Here is a 19568-nt window from a genome sequence, read left to right on the forward strand (position 1 = left end):
AAACGCTACTGGCTAAGGCCGTTGCTGGAGAAGCGGGCGTACCGTTCTTCTCTATCTCTGGTTCTGAATTTGTAGAAATGTTTGTGGGTGTGGGTGCCTCTCGTGTCCGCGACCTGTTTGAGCAAGCTAAGAATAACGCCCCCTGTATTGTCTTTATTGATGAGATTGACGCAGTAGGTCGTCAACGGGGTGCTGGTCTTGGCGGTGGTAATGACGAGCGTGAGCAAACCTTAAACCAACTTCTGACGGAGATGGATGGTTTTGAGGGCAATACTGGCATCATCATTATCGCGGCTACCAACCGTCCTGATGTATTAGATGCTGCCCTGCTGCGTCCAGGTCGTTTTGACCGTCAGGTGGTCGTCGACCGCCCTGACTACTCCGGTCGTTTGGAAATTCTCAAGGTTCACTCCCGTGGCAAAACCTTTAGTAAGGATGTCGACCTGGAGAAAATTGCTCGTCGTACGCCTGGGTTTACCGGTGCTGATCTGTCTAACTTGTTAAACGAGGCCGCTATTTTGGCGGCTCGTCGTAACCTGACTGAAATTTCCATGGATGAAGTCAACGACGCGATTGATCGGGTCTTGGCCGGTCCAGAGAAGAAAGATCGGGTGATGAGCGAAAAACGGAAGTCGCTGGTGGCTTACCACGAAGCCGGTCATGCTCTAGTAGGAGCGCTAATGCCGGACTACGATCCCGTCCAGAAAATCAGCATTATTCCCCGTGGTCAGGCTGGCGGTCTAACCTGGTTTACCCCCAGTGAAGAGCGCCTGGAGTCGGGCCTATATTCCCGCTCTTACCTGCAAAATCAGATGGCCGTTGCCCTAGGTGGTCGTCTGGCTGAGGAAATTATCTTTGGCGATGAGGAAGTCACCACGGGTGCTTCCAACGACCTGCAGCAGGTAGCGCGAGTTGCCCGCCAGATGGTTACCCGGTTTGGCATGAGCGAAAAGCTGGGTCCAGTTGCCTTGGGTCGTCAGCAGGGCAATCCATTCCTAGGTCGTGATATTGCTACAGAGCGAGATTTCTCTGAGGAGACAGCTGCTGTCATTGATTCTGAAGTGCGTGATCTAGTAGATGTAGCCTACACTCGTGCCAAGCAGGTCTTGGTGGAGAATCGGAATGTGCTCGATCAGCTAGCGGACATGCTAGTCGATAAGGAAACCGTCGATTCGGACGAATTGCAGCGATTGCTGATTGACAATAATGTCAGCATGGCAAGCATTGCCTAGGTTTAGCATTTAGTCAGCGTTTCTCGACGTTACTCCTAAATAGTTCGAAAAAAGCCGCAGGTTTCCCTGCGGCTTTTTTCTATAGGGCCTGTGGCTTACTGTTTTGTTACAGGGATTGTTGCTTTTGTAAGTAGTGCTAACAATTCACCAATTTCTGTATTGCAAATTGGTCTAAAAGCCTAAGAGGTGTCAACAGAAGTGGTGGACGCCTGCAAAATAGGCGTAGGCACCCTTATAGACCAACCCCATTGATTATGACAGCTCTACATCCAGCTCAGCATCGTTCAAATTCGCGACATCCAGCCGAATATCAGCAACGCTGGCTCCAGGCACTGCGCACCCATCGGGTAATTGCTGTAATTCGAGCGGCAACGGTAGAAAGCGGTCTAAATATGGCCTTGGCGGCAGCTGAAGGGGGAATTCATCTGCTGGAAATTACTTGGAATAGCTATCAACCCGTAGCGCTGTTGCAGGCAATTCAGCAGGCATTGCCCCACTGCACCGTCGGTGTGGGGACAATTCTGGCAGAAGAAGATTTACGGGTTGCGATCGCAACCGGGGCACAGTTTTGTTTTAGCCCTCACACATCACCGGCCTTGCTCCATCATGGCCGTACGGTGCATATCCCCACAGTGGCAGGTGCCATGACTCCCACTGAGATACTCACCGCCTGGGATGCCGGAGCCAGCAGTGTCAAAATATTCCCCATCAAGGCCTTTGGGGGGGCTACCTATCTCGAATGTTTGCAGGGTCCCTTTGGTCATATTCCCATGATTCCTTCTGGTGGCGTCACTGTCGCCAATGCTGCGGGCCTACTGGCCGCTGGGGCAACTGCTGTCGGCGTCTCCAGTGGACTGTTCACGGCGGAGCATGTGAACAATCAAGACTGGGACGCTATTCAGCAGAACGCCGCCCGGCTGATCCAGTCCATTGACGATATGACCTTAACTACCGAGTTTAAAGGCCTCAACAAACAGGCCGTAAACCATACCCAGCTTAAATGAGTTGAGTAGTTCAGGCAGCACGGTGCGCTGCTCATTGGTACGGGAACGATGGTATAGCCAGCTGATCAGCTCCACCATCGCCACTAAAATGGCAGATACTAAAATATCAATTTCTGCCTTTTGCCCTGCGGTTGCTGAAATGGCTGTGGCAAAAAAATTACCAAATAGCAAACTAATAATAGCCAGCGAGAGCCGTCGCCATGGATTAAACACCCACTGACTAAAGCGATGACCTGCTTGATCCACTAACGTACTTAACCGAGTCCGCTGCATGGCTCATTTACCATCCACTACTAACTGTCTCAACCGAGTTTTAATCTTTTGGCGTCAACTCTTTTGGACAAGTGGGGTGAACCCCACCCTGGGCACAAATGTAGTTTAACTGGCGACCATCCAAATTGCGCACACGGCTAAAGTTAACTCCCCGTAGATGGTTGGTCGCGTTTAACTGAGCATTGGGCGTAATGAAACTATCATGGACAGTGCGCCCATCGTCAAAAATAGCCCCGGACAGGTCAGCATCCGTCAGGTTTACCCCAGTCAACGTGGCGCGTCTGAGATCGGTATCCCGCAAATTAGCCTGTCGCAAGTCTGCCCCAGTAAAGTTGGTACTATCCAGATTTGCCCCTTGAAAATTCGCGTGGGTAAGTTGGGTCTGCCTAAAATCGGCTCCCATTAAGTTGGCACCTATCCAGTCAGACTGCGGCAAGATTGCTTTTATCCACTGACTGTGGGAAGCGTCAATACGATTAAGTCGGGCATGACTTAAATCAGCTCCATTAAAAATTGCCTGGGTTAGATCTGCGCCCACTAAATTGCTTCCCTGCCAGTGGCTTTGGGCTGCATTGACATGGATGAGTTGGGCATTGGTCAACTGAGCGTTCTCTAGGTTGCCATAGACCAAATTGGCATCACTCAGATTAGCCCGTCTCAGGTCTACATGATCCAACTGTGCGCCCTGTAAATTAGCCCGTTCCAGACTAACAGCAATGAGCTGACTCTGGCTCAGATTGCTAATGATGTCGTCATAGGTGTCAGGTTTTCCATCAGCACCCACATCAAAGAAACTAGCACCGGCTAGATTTGCTTGGTTAAGGTTGGCTCCTTGCCAGCTCGTTCCTGCTGCCAATAATCCAGGCTGAATCAACTGAAAGGCACGGTCTGCATCATGGTAACGCCCTAGATTAACCCGATCTAAACGAGTTCCGTCTAAATTACCATTGTGAATGATCAGAAGTTTTGCGATCGCATCTTGGACCACATGGCGCTGCTCCAAACGAATATGGCGTGTGTCATCATCTAGAGACTGCTGGAGATCGCTTTCTAACACTCGACTCAAAGCCAGCAAAAACGGTAAGCTATCCAACCCTTGGCTGATCAGTGCCTGTTGAATCGTAGCTAAGGCTTCTGGCTGTGAGCTTTGACTGAGCAGATCCGTCAAATAGTGCGCGGCACGTGGATCATCGGTCTGAGCTAGCATCAGAATAGCCGCGCTATAGTCATCCCCGGAGAGGCTCTGGTTGGCAAGCTTCTGGGCCGTCTCTAAAAAGATATCGTCCCCTGTTTGGGGGCCGGGTGAGCGCGTTACCCGACCAATGCCAAATCCTGCAGCGCAGGCGAGTACCATACCACTGGTGATCAGCCACCATGACCACCGACTAGACGCAGGTGACCTGAGCACCAAGGGACCGCGTGGCTGGTGGATCAGGCTAGCGCGTGGAACCAACACCATGGAGGTGAGATTGCCTTCTGCCTCTGTCAGCCACCACTCATCGTCATGGTCGGTTTCTCCATAGAGTTGAACAGCCGTGCTGTCTTCCTGGGACCAAAGAGCGCCGTTGCGCGAGGGTACTATGCCATCCTTATATCCCTTATGTATGGGCAAATAGCCCATGGGCACCTTGGCTACACTTGTAACATAGGTGTTAGCGATGCGATCGTGCCAGGCGCGTTTGTCAGGTGCGATCGCACTAACGCCTTCAACCATAGCCAACAGACCAACCGCAGCAGGTGCCCACACCCCCAATGAAAATTCTGTTGCCAGAGTCAGGCCTCCAACGATCACCACAGGCAGTCCCCAGCGCATGAGTTCACGACTCAAAGCCTGATGTAGCTGGAGGGACTCACCCGCCATGGAAAACACCCGCAGGCCTAACCATCGCTTAGGCCATGTGCACCCCGTATAGTTCAATTGAATAAACTGCCCTCCAGCCACAGCAATCGGGGCAATCAGAGCAGCAGTCCACAGAATATTGGTCAGACGCGGTACGGTACGGTGTAACCGATGGGGGGGAAGTTGGGTGATTCTAGCCCACTCCTGTTGAGCCTGCTGGACTAAAGGATTGACCGGTACTGGGGTGTTCAGTGGAGTGTTCAGTCGAGCTGTTGGTATAGCCCTAGTCACTTCCTCAGCCGTTTTCTCCATCGGTGTAAGCGTGACTGTCTGAGTGCTCAGCACATACTGCCCCAAGCCCCAAGGCACCGCCGCACTCATGGCCACTAGCCCCACCTCCAGACTCCAAGCTACCAAGCGCCTACAGGCCAATGTCACTGACCGGATTCTAGGAGCAGGCACGATTGAATTCTGAGCATTCATGATTTGCTGAGCCATGGCGCAATCTTGGTATTTTTAGTAATCCAGCGGGAGTATCCTGATCTGGCTCAGCCAGATCCCCAATTGGCACTTTTGCCTAAACCGTATAATTTAGATAATGCAAGCCATACAACAATTCCACTTTATAAATAATTAGCAAACTGGCACACATGCAATAGCGTTAACTGTATGCTGTCTCTAGTATTGAGATATACATTCTTCAGGGATGTTAGTCAGATAAAGACCTAGTGTTCTCGTAAGGCTACCCCATAAGTTGCCGAGGTGCTATCGATGAAAAATATTGCCACAAAATATATCGCCGCCGCTCTGCTCATTGCAGCCGCTGTCGCCGCACCTACCACTGCTGTTTATGGTCAAGCAGCATCGGAAGTTAGCGGCACAAGTGGTGGTCCCCAATCATCTGCGGACTGTGGTTTCTTGCCTGCCCAGCCCGACTATTCCTTCAATATCACTCAGCCGACTGCTTCAGTCTCTATCACTGTGTCTGGGAGCAATGACTATACATTGCTGATGGTGAGTCCTGACAACAACTCACGGGAGTGCATTTTAGCCCACGATTTTGATGGAGGTGCAATTCAGTCTCGTGGGCTGTACAAAGCAGGCACTTACCACCTCTATGTCGGGGATGTAGATGGTGTCAGCGCTCCGTTTACTCTGAACGTTCAGAAGTAGCGGGTTAAAGCCACTAATCAGCTGGTGGTAAGACATCTACGTCAACAATCGTAGCTTCAGTCTCTGTATCGTCACTGACGGTCTCAACATTAACGACATCAACATCAATGGTGCCTTCGGCGGTAACTCTGACGAAGGCACCATTATTGGCTTGTAGGGCCACACCGCAGTTGGGGCAGGTTAATGGGATGGGCTTAAATCCAGTTAACGGCTGTGTACAGGATGGGCAGGGGCCTTCCACCAAGTTACGTTTAAGCCAGAACTGGGCACCGACTATCAATAAAATAGGCCCCAAAAATAGCAGAGCAATCAGGACTGCTATTGACTTGAGCAACCAGCCAATGCCAACAGTGGTCATGAGCACAAATCCCAGGGCCAGGGTTAACCAACACCCGATGCCAGAAAAGTTGAGCTGTAACTGTCTAAACCCGTTGGGAGCCATGCTGCCGCCTCCTATGGCCAGTGGATCTATATTCTATAGCTTTGATCTCACTGCTTACACTTAGTGTGTTTGTTGGTGCGTTTGAATGTTGCTTTTTGGCGACTGCAGACTATCGGTTCTGACTGTGGCCATGGCGTCTAAAAGCTGTTGAAGCTGAAGGCTTAAGGCGACTTTACTAAACTGAGCCAGGGTTTGTTCCCGTAGCCAGGCGCCCTCACAACGGCGATCGTCTCCAGACAGAGCTTCTACACAGGCTGCTGCTACTGCTGCTGGGTCTCGATGGGGTACACGCCAGCCTAAACGGCCATCCTGGAGCGGATCGGCTGAGCCGTCATCATCCCCGGAAATCACTGGGATACCACAGGCCATTGCTTCTAGATAGACAATGCCAAATCCTTCCTGGGAGGGCATGACGTAGACATCGGCAAGACGATAATGATCAACCAGGTTTTCATTGGCTACAAATCCCGCAAATATGACCCGTTCAGCTACACCTAAATCGTTGGCTAGCTGGGCTAGCCGTGGCTGATCGTCACCACGACCAATAACAAGATATTTGACGCTGGGAAAGACCTTTGCGATCGCAGGTAAGGCGCGGATAGTCACATCCACCCCTTTATAGGGATCACCTTTCCACAGTCGGGCTACCGTCATGAGGACGCGCGCTCCGGAGAGAGCGTAGCGCTGCTGTAGGGTAGGGTTTGAGATCGCAGGCGTAAACCCTTGCTCATCCACAGTACAGGGCAGAATTTTCAGACGGTTAGCATCTAACCGATTCGCCTTCCAGGCCAAATCACGGCTGTAGCGACTGATAGTCCAAATTTGTTCAGCCGCGCGTAGTGCCTTTCCTTCCGCTGGTTTGAGGGGAAACCAAACCTCTTTACCATAGGTTAGGACGATGTAGGGCACCCGGAGCCAACGCGTTAGCTGAGCGACCATCGCCGCCAGATTAATATGTCCACAAAATAGACGACGAGGTCGTTTTAGCAGCAGGTGTAGGCCCAAAGACACCGTGAGCCGAACGCGGTCCAACATGGGGTGCCCCGACTGAAAACAGTGAAACCTAAAGAGCGATAAAAACTCAGATGGGATATCCTCCAGACGGTCGCGCAGCAAAAAAATATGTGCCGTTTCCACTTCCTTTAACGTCCCATAGGCCATCAAGACGTCCTTGATGTAAGACTGAATTCCCCCCTCACAGCCAAATACTTCAATAAAAACAAAGGTATCTTGTGCCCGTGGTTGGCGAGCTAATGGCATCTGCAAAGCCCCAGTATCGTGGTTTCTAGGATTCCCATCATCCACCGTGTAGATAAACTAAACTTGAATTTTGATGGGGATGCTGAAAGGCTCCCACAGGTTGTGAAATGGTCTAGGATGTCGTTGAACATTTAACAATTCGCAGACAGTTTCGCCCCAAATCGTTTCGTTCGTAGTTAACGTTATCGGCTAACCGACGCATTAAAAACCAACCGTAGCCTCCTTCTTTCAGAGTGCCTGGTTTGGGTTCCGTGAGCTTATCGGGGTCAAAAGGTTCTCCCCTATCCCATACCTGCACTTCCAATCGTTCCTGCCAAAGCAGCAAATCTATCTCGATGGGAGTATCCGTTGGTAAATGAGCGTGGGCATGTCTAACAGCGTTAGTAAACCCCTCTGCTAAGGCCAAATTAACCTGATCAAAAACAGCCTCAAGCCACGGCAGCTGTGACGCAGCACAAAAACGATCAAACCACTGCTGAACTTGAGTTAAGTCTTCTAGCTTACTTTGAACTATTAACTGATCTTGCTTTAACATGTCCGACTAACCGGCACGTTCGCACCAATAGTTTGCCCGAATTTAACTGAAAAATCGATAGATAGGCCCGAGGAAAGAGATGTCTTAGCCGTATCTTGGCACATTAAAAAGCTTCTTGAAGATTCCAACACATAGGACGAATCTTCAAGAAGCCATCATTTCCTGATCTTGGACCGAGCAATCAATGCCTAGAAAAGACCTAAAGTTAAGGACTTATCGATGGGAAGAGCTGCACCAATGCCTAGCCATAGAGTAGCCACAGTACCGAACAAAAATACGGCTGTCGCTACTGGACGACGGAAAGGATTCTGAAACTTGTTCACACTCTCGATGAAGGGAACTAACATCAGACCTAGAGGAATAGCCGTTTGCAAAGCGATACCTAAAAGCTTGTTAGGCACAATCCGCAAAATCTGAAATGCGGGGTACAAATACCACTCAGGTAGAATTTCCAGGGGAGTAGCAAAGGGATTTGCAGGTTCTCCTACAAGTGCAGGATCCAAAACCGCAAGTGCTACACAGCAAGCAATGCTACCCAGAATAACTACGGGAAAGATGTACAGCAAATCGTTGGGCCATGCAGGTTCACCGTAATAATTGTGACCCATGCCCTTCTTCAGCTTCTCTCTTAGTTGAGGATCGCTGAGATCAGGCTTCTTAATCGTTGCCATAGCTCAAATCGTCTCCTAATTTACCTCTAAACAGACTATGTGACCTGGTACTAACAGCTTAACCCTGAACCTAGCGGGACGCTACATCTGGCAATCAACCAAAATATTCAGTCCCACCCAGGCTTTACAATCCAAATCTGGGCAGGGTTAAGCAATAGTTCTTTCTACAAAGGACCAGAAATACCTTGCTTCCGAATCATCAGGAAGTGAGTCAGCATAAACACAGCCATTAACCAAGGCAGCACAAACGTGTGCAGACTATAGAAACGAGTCAGTGTAGACTGGCCAACACTTTCGCCACCGCGAATAAACTCAACCATTAAGCCGCCAACGACGGGGATAGCACTGGGTACACCCGATACGATTTTCACAGCCCAATAACCAACTTGGTCCCAAGGTAAGGAATACCCTGTCACACCAAAGGAAACTGTGATAGTGGCCATAATGACGCCTGTTACCCAAGTTAGCTCGCGGGGGTTCTTGAAACCACCGGTGAGATAAACCCGAAAAACATGCAGAATCATCATTAGCACCATCATGCTGGCAGACCAGCGATGGATGGAACGAATGAGCCAACCAAAGCTCACATCAGTCATCAAGTACTGAACTGAGCTGAAAGCTTCTACTACAGTTGGCTTGTAGTAAAAGGTCATTGCAAATCCAGTAGCAAACTGGATAATGAAGCAGACTAGAGTGATGCCACCCAGACAATAAAAAATATTGACGTGGGGAGGAACATACTTACTGGAGATATCGTCGGCGAGTGCCTGAATCTCAAGACGCTCATTAAACCACTGGTAGGCCTTAGAGTCGGTGACTTGCTTAGTAAACATGAAGCGCGGATATAAAAAAGATCTATGCCGTTACTAAAAAATGTAACACAACCACCTTGGAGAAATGGAGCGGTTTACAACTTAACCCTGCCCAATTGGCTACGGTATTGATGGCGCAATAGCTTTTAGGGCAATCGATCATCACGTTTCGTTGGTCGTTTGGGTACCTATAAACTGCTCTGTTGCCTACTCGACAAATCGTCTAAGTTTGTTTACATAACTTTACTTTCCGTTGCTCCGCTAAGACGTTCCATAAATTCCAGTCACAGGTGTGGGGAGGATCACAGTATTCTGAGGAAGCCGCTATGCTGTCTAAAAAGGACGGTTGCGAACCTCCGAGTGAGCTTGACGAAGGTTTTCCTGGGCGGTTGAGCGACGGTGTTATTTGAGCGATTGCAAAGAATGAGAAAAACTGGGCTGCTACCCATAGTTCTTTTAAAGGGTATCTGTGCGATATGCATCGCGACGGTTCTGGGTTTGGGGATGGTGCCATCACCGGCTTTTGCGTTTACCGAACAGCAAAAGTTAGTAATGGAAGTCTGGCGGATTGTTAACCGGGCTTATTTGGATGAAACGTTCAACCATCAAAACTGGTGGTTCACCCGTGAAAAAGCATTGAAACGTTCCCTAAATACTTGGGAAGATGCCTACAAAGAAGCCCAGAGTATGCTGCAAAAGCTGGATGATCCCTACACGCGGTTTTTGCCCCCAGAGCAGTATCAAAGCTTGCAGACCAATACCTCTGGAGAACTGCTAGGGGTGGGATTGCAAATTGCCAAAGACGATGATAATCAGCATTTACGAGTGATTGCTCCCATTGTGGGTTCGCCAGCGGAGCGGGCTGGATTGTCCCCTAGAGATGAGATTGTGGCGATTAATGGTGTGCCCACCCAGTCGTTTTCATTGGATGAAGCGGCGGCCCGGATGCGGGGTCCGGCGGGCACCATTGTCACGCTAAAAATTGAACGTTTGGCAGTGGATGCTTTTGAGGTAAATCTGACCCGTGAGCGCATTAACCTAAACCCTGTATTTTCCGAATTGCGGTCTGAGGGTACAAGCCAAATCGGCTATCTACGGTTGGGGCAGTTTAACGGCAATGCGGTGGAGGATATTCGCTCAGCCCTAATGGACTTAGAGCGGCAGGAGGCGGCTGGTTATGTTCTGGATTTACGGAATAATCCAGGTGGACTTTTGCAGGCAGGCATTGAAATCGCTAGGCTTTGGCTGGAGCAGAGCACCATTGTGTATACCGTGAATCGCCAAGGTATATTGGAAAGCTTTGAGGCGGGTGATCGAGCCTTAACGCAAAAGCCGCTGGTGCTGCTAGTCAATGGTGGCACGGCTAGCGCCAGTGAAATTTTAGCGGGGGCACTGCAGGATAATCAGCGAGCCCAGTTAGTGGGAGAGACCACTTTTGGGAAGGGGTTGATTCAGTCCTTGTTTGATCTGACCCATGGGTCGGGATTAGCGGTGACGGTGGCTAAATATGAGACCCCCAACCATCACGATATCAATAAGCTTGGCATTACTCCCGATCGAGTTGTGCCGACTGAGCCCCTCACCCGTGATCAGCTGGCGACTAGTGAGGACCCTCAGTATCAGGCGGCGGTGGAACTACTGCAGCAGTCGCTGATGCCAGCTATGACATAAACCGTGGTGCTTAAAACCCGCACGTATCACGATCCGCTCCATGGCGCTATCACGTTAGATAGGGCCGATCCGGTTGAGGCGCTCTTAGTTGAGCTGATCGATACGTCGGTTTTTCAGCGGTTACGTCGAATTCGTCAGCTAGGACCTGCGAGTCTTACCTTTCATGGGGCAGAAAGTTCGCGATTTACGCATTCCCTGGGGGTGATGGCGATCGCTCGCCGGGCGTTTGACCGTTTGGCGGCGATTTATCCAGAATTAGGTGACTACCGGGCCGCAGTTCTGTGTGCGGCATTGCTGCATGATATTGGCCATGGTCCCTTTAGTCATACGGCTGAGGAGGTGTTTGGTAGCCATCATGAGCACTGGACAGCTCAGATTCTGGAGCTATCTGCCGAAGTGCGGGGTCTTTTGGATGGGTTTTCAGCGGACCTACGACCTGAAATTCACCAAATCTATCAGCATCAACATCCGGTGCCTTGTGTATGGCAGCTGGTGTCGAGTCAGTTGGATTGCGATCGCATCGACTATCTCATGCGAGACAGCTACTTTACCGGAGCCTCCTATGGTCAGCTAGATCTCGATCGCATTATCCTGGCGTTGGATTATGACCCGGCCAGTCAGCAGCTGATTGTTGCCAAAAAGGGATTAGGGGCCATCGAACACTATCTAGTCGTGCGTTATTTTATGTACGCCCAGATCTATAACCATCCCAAAAACTTGGTGGCTACTTGGGTTTTGGAAAAGGCAATTAATCAAGCAAAGAAACTGTTGAGTGCCGGTAGCTTAAAGGCAGATGCCACCATGGCTGCCTGGTTAACCCATGCCGTGGACGAGCTGCCCCTCGATCGGTATCTGGCCCAGGATGACTATGTACTGCACTATCATCTGCAGCAATGGCAAACCCATAGCGATCCGATCCTGGCCGATCTGTGCCAACGATTTGTCAATCGTCAGCTCCTCAAGGCCACAGACATTAGCCACTATCCCTATCTGAGGCAGATGGAGATTTTGTCCGCTGCCCAGTGTCAGGCCTACGGTTTAGTGGCCGATACGGATATCTATGTCGGGCTGCGCCACATTCGTAACCGAGGCTATGCCCTCTACCAGCAGGGGATTAAACTCAAAACCCCTGACGGTCTGACAGAGATTAGTCAACTATCGCCCTTGGTCCAAACGCTGATTCAACCGTGCCATCGCACCTGGTTAATCCATCCGGCGGAGCTGCCAGTGGCTGAGATTTTATAGCAGCGCCTGGGTTTTAGCGAGTACTTTAAAATCTAGGCTGGCTAGTTTGTCGTAAGCCTGCTCGATGGAGCGCTGGCCTCGAAGAAAACCAATATTGGCACCTGGACAGAGGTAGCTCAGGGTTTCGGCGCTGAATTCATTCAGTAATCGTTGGATGCTTTGGAGCTGGCGGGGCCAGTGGAAGGTTTTAGACACCTTGAGCGGGGCCGCCCCACCCTCAAGTTTTTGGGGACGAGTAGGCAAAAGATGACGCCCTGTAAACAAAATACCGCCCTGGTCTGAGCTGTAGAGACACAGCGAGCCCGGTGAGTGTCCAGGGGTCCACACCAGGCGATGGGAGGGGGTCAAAACGCGATCGCGATGAAACGGCTGGGTTTCAACTTGAGGGAGTAAGTAGGCTTCTTGTTCTTGCAGAACCACCTCGCATTCAAACCGTGATTGCCAATCTCGTACCCGGCTACTGCCCCCACGGTGGGTAATGACCAGCCATTTCACACCGCCCTGCTGAGCAATAAAATCTAGATTAGCTTCGGTCCAGGCAGGACAGTCGACTAGTATATTGTTCCTGGTCAGAGTGTCTGATGCGGGCGTATGAAGTATCAAGTAAGCTGTACCCCCCAGGGTTTCACGATTGGGTGAAAACGAATAGACGGTTTGGGTGGTGAATACAGGCTGGGGTAATTTTGTATGCGAGCGATTGGGTTCGCCGGGCTTGGGACTGCTGGTTACGTGTGAACTAGACACCGATATCTCCAAAAAAGCCTGTCCCCTTAGACCGATGGACCTGTCTAGAATGTTAAGTCAGGGTTCTAGCCATGGCAGGGTTATGACATTTGTACTGTTGTCAATTTTACTGGGAATCTTGACCTACTGGGTCATTCGCCGGGGGGTAGCCACCATGACCCGCTCGCCTGTGTGGCTGCTGTGGCTGATTATCATGACGCCGATTTTAGCCCTGACGCTATGGGTTCTAAGGTATGGCAAATATGCGCCGCCTCATGTTGCGATCCTGGGGCTATTTATTATTTGTCCCCTGGTGTATACCTGGGTGGTCCTGCTGGGCAGACGGCCTCCGGTGCAGACAGTATCAAAAAAATCAGCCGCCGCTGCCGCCGCAACAGCCATAGCACGACCCATGCCAGCATCGCCCCCACCCATGCTGATGGCAAAGGAAGACGAGGATCGTTTACGTACCTGTTTTCCGTGGTCTGTTTATTTTTTACAGAAGATTGAACGTCGGCAGCAGCAGATGATTTGTCGGGGTCGCCTTAAGGCCACCCCTGCTGTGGCCCACAGTACGGTCCAGCAAAATGTGCGATCGCAATTTGGCGATCAGTTTTTAGTGGTGCTGCAGGAAGAACGCAATGGCCAGCCGATATTTACCCTAAGTCCGAATCGGGCACCTGCCGCTACCGCTAAGGGCGGCGGTTGGCTGCTTTCCTTAGGATTATTTATTTTGACCTTGGGGACAACGACTCTGGCCGGATTGCTGCTGGTGGGGGAGCTGTCTTTGCCGGAACTGCGATCGCAGCCGGTGATTTTGGTTAAAGGTTTGGGCTACAGTTTGGCGGTCATGATGATCTTGGCCGTGCGAGAGCTGGCGCACTATGCCGCTGCCAGATACCACCGGATTCCAGCCTCGCCGCCCTTTTTTATTCCGGTGCCTTATTTCCTGGGGACCATCGGTGCATTTGTGCGGATTAAAGCACCGGCTCCCCATCGTCGGGCTTTGTTTGATCTGGGCTTGGCAGGGCCGCTAGCGGGATTTATTGTCAGTCTCCCCATTGTTTGGTGGGGCTTGGCCCATTCCCAGGTTGTAGACCTAACGGCAGAGTCGAGCCTGTTGAACTTTCAGTCGCTAGATCCGCGTGGGTCTGTCCTGCTGGCCCTGCTGAGCAAGCTGGCTTTTGGCAATAGTTTGCAGATGGATCAGGCAATTTATTTACATGCGGTTGCGATCGCAGGATGTTTAGGACTTGTCCTCACAGCCCTAAACTTAATGCCTGTTGGTCAGTTGGACGGCGGCCACATTGTCCACGCCATGTATGGCCGCTGGGGTGGAGCTGCCATTGGCAACATTGCCCGAATTTTAGTCGCAGCCATGGTTTTTATCCAGTCGGAATATTTGCTATGGGCCTTGTTACTAGTATTTATGCCCAGCCAGGATGAGCCAGCCCTGGACGATTTGAGTGAGTTAGATGGTGTGCGTGACACTTTGGGATTAGTCGCAATGGCGCTTTTAGTATTGATTGTGTTGCCTATGCCCTATGCCATTAGTACACGCTTGTTTTGAGGTTTTTATAGAAAGAAACCCATCTCTAAAGAACACTTATCCATAAGTTCATGATGGATTTCCGTACATGACTGAGTTCTATCTGTAAACGTAACAGACAGAACAATTCACCCTCCCATGTCATCGTCCCCACCCTCCAAACCGACAGTCAACTTTTTCACATCAGCCATACTTCTTTTTTGCGGTAGCTTTGGCGGCACTCACCTGACAGCTATCGTTGCTCCATACTCACAATTTAACGGCCTTGTTGGTTTTCTCATGTTCCCCATTGCGTTTATGGCTGGGATGCGGCTGTGGCCTTGGGCCTGCTCAGTACTCAGCAACAGTCGCTCACTGCTAAAACGTGCTAAACAATCGAAAAACTCTGCTCCCCGAGGGGTTCAGCGAGTGATTAGCTCATTTACGTTTGTCTTAACTTCGATCGCAGCTGCTGGCATCGCGGGGTTGATTTTAACGCCGCCATCCATGCAAGTCGTCGTCGATCCGGGCTACAGAATCTTAATTCCAGCAGGAGCCGTTTATGGTGTGCTTTGTTGGTTACTCATTCAACTAGGCTATCTGCACCATGCGGATGTCTAACGAAAAGGCCAGTAGATATTTGAATAGACAGCGTTAGCGTAGTTGAATTACCGATTCGCTTTGGTGAGAAGGGTCGTGCAGTTCTTAAAGCTGCGGTAATTGCAAGTACATGACCGATTTGACAGGGCGCTGCTCGGTAAAGTGCGGATCACTAATGCGGTCTGAGTCAGCTGGTTGGTCAAAATACAATGATGACGAGCTGCCACCATCTAAGTTCAGGGCTTTTTGAACATCCAGAGTGGCCATAAATTCAGCTAGCTCAGCTAAGGTCATACCTCCGGCAGACTCTATTTGGGTTACCATCACCCAGACTAAGCTGCCGTCTGGTTTAATGCCGATAGCGCTGCGGGCGTTGCGCTGCTGAGTGCCAATGGCGTCACGGCTGAGGGTGCCATTGGTATAGTCGGTGAAGCCTTCTGCTTGTGAGGTGTCTTGGGGTAAAAGCTGGGGACCAGCTCCCAGGGCGCTATGCAGTTCACACCCGCTAGGTAAGGGGGCATTGTGGGCTGTGATGTCATAGCGGATGAGATCGCCACTGAGATCGCTACAGTCATAGCGGCGGAACTCAGACCGATTGAGAATTTGCTCCATATAGATAGCCAGATCAGGATTATCTACTAGCCGTCGGTTATGGCGCGGATCGGCCAATAGGGAGCCGTTTACCGTAATAAATGACGTGGTTTGAGCATTGTTGGGGTCAAAAAAGCCACCGTTGAGAACAGCCAAAGCATCTAGATCCGCAGCGAAGTCATCCACTGTTTTTAGATCGGCGCTTACAGCTATGTCTACCGGATAGTTAGGGGGAATGGTCACTAGGTTCACATGGGCCACGGGCGTACGGCCCTCAGGCCAGCTTTGCTGTGCAAACGCGGGCGGAGAAATTTCCAATTTTGGTGGAGGACTGTTTAAGTCTGTAATGAGAACAGGAAGCTCTGACTGAGGCGCACACTGGGTCAGGCTAACAATCAGCCCTGAGCATAGTCCTGCCCAGGACCCTAGCTTTCTGACTAAACAAGGCTTTTTATCCAGCTGCATTACGCACTCGCTCACTATAATCTTCAGCCCGCAGTTGGCGAAATCCTTGAAAAGCTAACTGCCTGAGTCCTAAGGGGAGATAGGACAAAACTTGACCTAGCTTGGCTTTAGACGATAGAGGCCCCCTGGCGGCCAGTTCTTGAATCAGCTGGCGGCCGCGCTGGGCGTCTCCTTTTTCGATCAGTCGCATGGCTAGGACCTGCTTTAGACCTGCGAGCTTGGCATGACGGATGGTCTCTAGCTCGGGTCGCTCAGAAAAGCGATAGCTCTCCAAACAAAAAATCTTGGCAGAGAGAAAGTGAATATCCTGTTTGAGACTGGTCTGTCCTCCGTGAAACCGATATTCCATCAGGCGTTCGGGGATAAAGTAGCCGGTTTTGCCAGCGATGGCTAACCGCACCAGCAGGTCAAAATCTTCGCACCCGTCGGCCTCAAATCGCATAAAGTCCACATCGCTCAAACAGCCTGTGCGAAAGAGCGTTGACCCGACCTGTAAGCTTTGCCTGACAAAGGTTTCTTTGAGCAAATCGTGGATTACCGATGCTGGTAAGCGGTCTTTGCCCCACTTGGCTGAGTTGGCGGCGGTGGCCGCTTCGTCGCGTTCATTGCGGGCATTGATCACCCAGTGATCCGTGCAGACAAAGTCCACCTCCGGCTGTGCTTCCATGACGCCTACTGTTCGTTCTAAAAAGGTGGGGGTGAGGGCATCGTCGTCGTCAAATTTGATGAAGTATTTACCTTGGGCGGCTTCGTAGCCTGAGCGCATGTTCCGACTACGCTGGATATTTTGCGGATGCCGGATGTAGTGAATCCGTGGATCGTCCCACTGGGCGACTACTTCAGCCGTGTTATCAGGAGACGCATCGTCACAGATGATCAGCTCAAAATCACGGTGGGTCTGATTTAGGACGCTATTGACCGCATAGGGCAAAATGTGAGCCCGGTTATAGGTGGGAATGCAAACACTAATTTGAGGCACGACGCTAACGGTTCGGTATAGGAAGAAGTTAGATGTATGTTGGCTAGTTTACTGACCCATGGGTCGACTTAAGTTCAGTAAGGATTACATAAAGATCCCTGGCACTAAACATGTTGACTTTGTTATGAACTGTCAAAATTAATGCAGCTGGGCGAACCTTGGTACCCTCACCAAAGAGCCGTTATATGTTGATTCTCCACGGGTTAGTGGCAAAACTACCTGTAGATGTCGCTGTGAGCTGATAATGCCCCAAACTTCTATGGTTGCTGACGACATACCTACCCAAGCCACCACGTTTTTCCCAACGGTTTCGGTCATTGTGCCGATCTACAATGGCGAAACTGATTTACCTGGCTTGATCGAGTGCTTGCTCAATCAAACCTATCCGTCTAATCGGGTGGACTATTTGCTGGTGGATAATGGCAGCTGCGATCGCACCCCCGAAATTCTCCAAGCAGCTGTCACCCAGGCCCAGACCCTGGGCCTCACCCTTAAACACCTGAGCGAAACCGATATCCAAAGCGCCTACGCTGCCCGCAACACCGGTATCCGCACCGCCACAGGTGAAATTGTAGCCTTTACCGATGCCGACTGTTATCCCGCTGCCACCTGGCTTGAACACTTAGTCCAGGGATTTCAAGACAGTGCCGTGGGACTGTGTGTCGGAGAAATTACCGCCCTACCTGGCACCACCTGGCTCGAATGCTACGCTGAGCGCAAAAATATCATGTCCCAGCAGGACACCCTCAACCATCCGTTTTATCCCTATGGTCAAACTGCTAACATTGCCGTTCGCGCCTGTGTGTTTGAAAAAATTGGCTTATTCCGCCCCCATATGACCACGGGTGGTGATGCAGATATTTGCTGGCGGCTGCAGCAAGGCGGCTGGCAGCTGCACTATGCCGAAACCGCCGTGGTCCAGCATCACCATCGCACCACCCTAAAAGAACTCCACAAACAGTGGTATCGCTATGGACGCTCTAACCGCTATCTAAATCAGCTCCATGGCGTCAAGCTCACCCGTCCCTTACTGCCCTACGAGGTGCGCTATTCCCTGGCTCGCTGGTTGGTAAAGGAGCTACCCGCTGGACTGATTCAGCTGCTTAGGGGGAACGCCGACCTACTGGATTTGGCCATGACCCCCATTGGGCTGTATTGCTTTCGTGCCCGCACCCTGGGACAGCGGGAGTCAAAACTGCCAGAAAATGCGGCAGAAATTGACTGGTTAGAGCGCGATTAACAGCGACATCCCTGATCTTCCCTTACCCATTCACCATGCATCTGCTTGTTCTTTCCCTGAATACGTTTCCCTATCCGCCCAGCCATGGGGCTGCCGAGGTGCGCACCTTTAACTTACTCAGACAGATTGGGCCGCTCCACCACATCACATTGGTAGCCCATGAGACACCTAATGCCACTGAAGCCAATATCCAGACATTAAAGCAATGGGTCAAGGAGATTAAAACCTTCCCCCTACCTGACCAAACCGATCCTCATCAGGATCGAAATCCACTCAAGCAGGCGCTGCGACTAGCCCAGTTTGTGATTACCGGTACGCCCCCCAGCGTTACTTTTCGCTTCTCTCCTGAGGTTTATACCTGGGTCATGCAGCAGGTGGACACTGGCCAATACGATGCGGTGATCTGTGAGCACGGTGTCAATGAGATGTACGTGCATCCTAAGTTTCGTCAGCGGGTTAAAACTGTGGCCGATATCCATAGCTCTGTCTATGGTTGGGTACTAGACCATTTGGAGGCCGGGGCGTCTGAAAACCCCCTTCGCGATCGGCTGTACTTGCCGCTGCTGGCTCGTTACGAAAAACGCTACTGCGCTAAATTCACCCATTTGGTCGCTACCACACTGGACGATCGAGCCCATCTCCAGAAGCTGGTGCCCGATGCCCAGATCGATATTGTGACTACGGGGGTGGACCTGGAAACATCGCCCTATCGCTCCCACGATCCGGGAGGGCAGTCGCTGATTTTTATTGGGGCCATGGATTCATCCCACAATATCGATGCGGCCCGCTATCTAGCTCAGGAGATCTTTCCCCTGGTGAAACAGCGCTATCCCGAGGCGACACTGAACTTAGTGGGCACGCGGCCTGTCCCGACGGTGAAAGAACTTGATAGCATCCCCGGTGTCAATGTGACCGGTCGGGTACCGTCGATTACAGACTGTTTGCAGCAGTCAACGGTGAGCGTGGTGCCCCTGCGGGCGGGGTTGGGCATCAAAACAAAAACTCTGGAGTCCATGGCAGTGGGCGTGCCGGTGGTGGCTAGCGATCGCGGTCTTGAGGGCATGCAGGTAGACACTGCAGGCGTGCCGCTGCGTGCCTTGCGGGCCAACCAGCCGGAGGACTATGTAAAGGCCATTGGTCGATTATTTGAAGATGCGACGCTACGCCAGCAATTGTCCGAAAATGCCCGTCAGATGATTGAAGCTGAATTTACCTGGGAGTACCTCGGGCAAAAATACGCCCAGGTGCTATCCTCCTAGGAAATTGCGATCGCATTGAGAGTCC

Annotated in this window: 19 protein-coding genes; 9 read left to right on the forward strand and 10 right to left on the reverse strand. The window is 51.1% G+C overall.

Annotated features, from left to right (window positions below; translation table 11 throughout):
* Window positions 1-1232: ATP-dependent zinc metalloprotease FtsH3 (gene ftsH3, locus IQ260_RS03800; RefSeq protein ID WP_193991010.1), on the forward strand; the 1232-nt coding region annotated here is incomplete at its 5' end.
* Between the two features lie 254 nt (window positions 1233-1486).
* Window positions 1487-2236, forward strand: a complete 750-nt coding sequence (locus IQ260_RS03805) for a bifunctional 4-hydroxy-2-oxoglutarate aldolase/2-dehydro-3-deoxy-phosphogluconate aldolase (RefSeq protein WP_193991012.1) — start codon at window positions 1487-1489, stop codon at window positions 2234-2236.
* On the opposite strand, the gene IQ260_RS03810 is transcribed toward IQ260_RS03805, so the two are convergent.
* Complete coding sequence (locus IQ260_RS03810) at window positions 2177-2509, reverse strand: DUF565 domain-containing protein (protein ID WP_193991014.1); 333 nt, start codon at window positions 2507-2509, stop codon at window positions 2177-2179. The genes IQ260_RS03805 and IQ260_RS03810 overlap by 60 nt on opposite strands.
* A gap of 40 nt (window positions 2510-2549) precedes the next feature.
* Window positions 2550-4847 (reverse strand): pentapeptide repeat-containing protein, encoded by a 2298-nt coding sequence (locus tag IQ260_RS03815; protein ID WP_193991016.1) that lies wholly within the window; start codon window positions 4845-4847, stop codon window positions 2550-2552.
* Window positions 4848-5120: 273 nt separating this feature from the next.
* On the opposite strand from IQ260_RS03815, the gene IQ260_RS03820 reads away from it, so the two are divergent.
* Complete coding sequence (locus tag IQ260_RS03820; RefSeq protein WP_193991018.1) at window positions 5121-5522, forward strand: hypothetical protein; 402 nt, start codon at window positions 5121-5123, stop codon at window positions 5520-5522.
* Between the two features lie 13 nt (window positions 5523-5535).
* On the opposite strand, the gene IQ260_RS03825 is transcribed toward IQ260_RS03820, so the two are convergent.
* The 5 genes from IQ260_RS03825 to petB all read right to left on the reverse strand — a co-directional run bounded on the left by IQ260_RS03825 (window position 5536) and on the right by petB (window position 9263).
* Entirely contained in the window at window positions 5536-5964 is a 429-nt protein-coding gene (locus IQ260_RS03825; RefSeq protein WP_193991020.1) for a hypothetical protein, read from the reverse strand.
* A gap of 60 nt (window positions 5965-6024) precedes the next feature.
* A complete protein-coding gene (locus IQ260_RS03830; protein WP_193991022.1) occupies window positions 6025-7224 on the reverse strand; it encodes a glycosyltransferase in 1200 nt (399 codons plus the stop codon).
* 112 nt (window positions 7225-7336) lie between these two features.
* Entirely contained in the window at window positions 7337-7759 is a 423-nt protein-coding gene (locus IQ260_RS03835; RefSeq protein WP_193991024.1) for an ATP-binding protein, read from the reverse strand.
* A 188-nt stretch (window positions 7760-7947) separates the two neighbouring features.
* Window positions 7948-8430, reverse strand: coding sequence for a cytochrome b6-f complex subunit IV (gene petD / locus IQ260_RS03840; RefSeq protein ID WP_193991026.1), 483 nt, complete (start codon window positions 8428-8430; stop codon window positions 7948-7950).
* 164 nt (window positions 8431-8594) lie between these two features.
* Entirely contained in the window at window positions 8595-9263 is a 669-nt protein-coding gene (gene petB, locus IQ260_RS03845; protein WP_193991028.1) for a cytochrome b6, read from the reverse strand.
* Between the two features lie 402 nt (window positions 9264-9665).
* Between petB and ctpA the strand changes: the two genes are divergently transcribed.
* Both ctpA and IQ260_RS03855 read left to right on the forward strand, forming a co-directional pair.
* Window positions 9666-10913: a carboxyl-terminal processing protease CtpA gene (ctpA, locus tag IQ260_RS03850; RefSeq protein ID WP_193991030.1), complete on the forward strand. Its 1248-nt coding sequence runs from the start codon at window positions 9666-9668 to the stop codon at window positions 10911-10913.
* A 3-nt stretch (window positions 10914-10916) separates the two neighbouring features.
* Complete coding sequence (locus IQ260_RS03855) at window positions 10917-12158, forward strand: HD domain-containing protein (protein WP_193991032.1); 1242 nt, start codon at window positions 10917-10919, stop codon at window positions 12156-12158.
* Here IQ260_RS03855 and IQ260_RS03860 read toward each other — a convergent pair.
* Window positions 12153-12902 carry an MBL fold metallo-hydrolase gene (locus IQ260_RS03860; protein ID WP_322744893.1) on the reverse strand — a complete coding sequence of 250 codons (750 nt, stop codon included), beginning with the start codon at window positions 12900-12902 and terminating at the stop codon, window positions 12153-12155. The two genes, IQ260_RS03855 and IQ260_RS03860, sit on opposite strands and share 6 nt — an antisense overlap.
* An 82-nt stretch (window positions 12903-12984) precedes the next feature.
* On the opposite strand from IQ260_RS03860, the gene IQ260_RS03865 reads away from it, so the two are divergent.
* Both IQ260_RS03865 and IQ260_RS03870 read left to right on the forward strand, forming a co-directional pair.
* Complete coding sequence (locus tag IQ260_RS03865; RefSeq protein ID WP_193991034.1) at window positions 12985-14451, forward strand: site-2 protease family protein; 1467 nt, start codon at window positions 12985-12987, stop codon at window positions 14449-14451.
* A 117-nt stretch (window positions 14452-14568) separates the two neighbouring features.
* Window positions 14569-15030: a hypothetical protein gene (locus IQ260_RS03870; protein ID WP_193991036.1), complete on the forward strand. Its 462-nt coding sequence runs from the start codon at window positions 14569-14571 to the stop codon at window positions 15028-15030.
* A gap of 84 nt (window positions 15031-15114) precedes the next feature.
* On the opposite strand, the gene IQ260_RS03875 is transcribed toward IQ260_RS03870, so the two are convergent.
* Together IQ260_RS03875 and IQ260_RS03880 are read right to left on the reverse strand one after the other, a co-directional pair.
* On the reverse strand, window positions 15115-16065 hold the full coding sequence (locus IQ260_RS03875; RefSeq protein WP_193991038.1) for a phosphodiester glycosidase family protein: 951 nt from the start codon (window positions 16063-16065) through the stop codon (window positions 15115-15117).
* Complete coding sequence (locus IQ260_RS03880) at window positions 16052-17044, reverse strand: glycosyltransferase family 2 protein (protein WP_193991039.1); 993 nt, start codon at window positions 17042-17044, stop codon at window positions 16052-16054. The genes IQ260_RS03875 and IQ260_RS03880 overlap by 14 nt, the downstream gene beginning before the upstream one ends.
* 244 nt (window positions 17045-17288) lie before the next feature.
* On the opposite strand from IQ260_RS03880, the gene IQ260_RS03885 reads away from it, so the two are divergent.
* Both IQ260_RS03885 and IQ260_RS03890 read left to right on the forward strand, forming a co-directional pair.
* Window positions 17289-18284 carry a glycosyltransferase gene (locus tag IQ260_RS03885; RefSeq protein WP_193991041.1) on the forward strand — a complete coding sequence of 332 codons (996 nt, stop codon included), beginning with the start codon at window positions 17289-17291 and terminating at the stop codon, window positions 18282-18284.
* A gap of 35 nt (window positions 18285-18319) precedes the next feature.
* Window positions 18320-19543, forward strand: a complete 1224-nt coding sequence (locus tag IQ260_RS03890; RefSeq protein ID WP_193991043.1) for a glycosyltransferase family 4 protein — start codon at window positions 18320-18322, stop codon at window positions 19541-19543.
* Window positions 19544-19568: the final 25 nt, after the last annotated feature.

Origin of the sequence: Leptolyngbya cf. ectocarpi LEGE 11479, from assembly GCF_015207065.1 — a bacterium.
Classification (GTDB): Bacteria; Cyanobacteriota; Cyanobacteriia; order Phormidesmidales; family Phormidesmidaceae; genus Leptothoe; species Leptothoe ectocarpi.

Bases quoted from the DNA above. Each gene is read 5' to 3' on its own strand.
- IQ260_RS03805 (WP_193991012.1), top strand. From the start codon at position 1,487: ATGACAGCTCTACATCCAGCTCAGCATCGTTCAAATTCGCGACATCCA.
- IQ260_RS03810 (WP_193991014.1), bottom strand. From the start codon at position 2,509: ATGCAGCGGACTCGGTTAAGTACGTTAGTGGATCAAGCAGGTCATCGC.
- IQ260_RS03815 (WP_193991016.1), bottom strand. From the start codon at position 4,847: ATGGCTCAGCAAATCATGAATGCTCAGAATTCAATCGTGCCTGCTCCT.
- IQ260_RS03820 (WP_193991018.1), top strand. From the start codon at position 5,121: ATGAAAAATATTGCCACAAAATATATCGCCGCCGCTCTGCTCATTGCA.
- IQ260_RS03825 (WP_193991020.1), bottom strand. From the start codon at position 5,964: ATGGCTCCCAACGGGTTTAGACAGTTACAGCTCAACTTTTCTGGCATC.
- IQ260_RS03830 (WP_193991022.1), bottom strand. From the start codon at position 7,224: ATGCCATTAGCTCGCCAACCACGGGCACAAGATACCTTTGTTTTTATT.
- IQ260_RS03835 (WP_193991024.1), bottom strand. From the start codon at position 7,759: ATGTTAAAGCAAGATCAGTTAATAGTTCAAAGTAAGCTAGAAGACTTA.
- petD (WP_193991026.1), bottom strand. From the start codon at position 8,430: ATGGCAACGATTAAGAAGCCTGATCTCAGCGATCCTCAACTAAGAGAG.
- petB (WP_193991028.1), bottom strand. From the start codon at position 9,263: ATGTTTACTAAGCAAGTCACCGACTCTAAGGCCTACCAGTGGTTTAAT.
- ctpA (WP_193991030.1), top strand. From the start codon at position 9,666: ATGAGAAAAACTGGGCTGCTACCCATAGTTCTTTTAAAGGGTATCTGT.
- IQ260_RS03865 (WP_193991034.1), top strand. From the start codon at position 12,985: ATGACATTTGTACTGTTGTCAATTTTACTGGGAATCTTGACCTACTGG.
- IQ260_RS03870 (WP_193991036.1), top strand. From the start codon at position 14,569: ATGTCATCGTCCCCACCCTCCAAACCGACAGTCAACTTTTTCACATCA.
- IQ260_RS03875 (WP_193991038.1), bottom strand. From the start codon at position 16,065: ATGCAGCTGGATAAAAAGCCTTGTTTAGTCAGAAAGCTAGGGTCCTGG.
- IQ260_RS03885 (WP_193991041.1), top strand. From the start codon at position 17,289: ATGCCCCAAACTTCTATGGTTGCTGACGACATACCTACCCAAGCCACC.
- IQ260_RS03890 (WP_193991043.1), top strand. From the start codon at position 18,320: ATGCATCTGCTTGTTCTTTCCCTGAATACGTTTCCCTATCCGCCCAGC.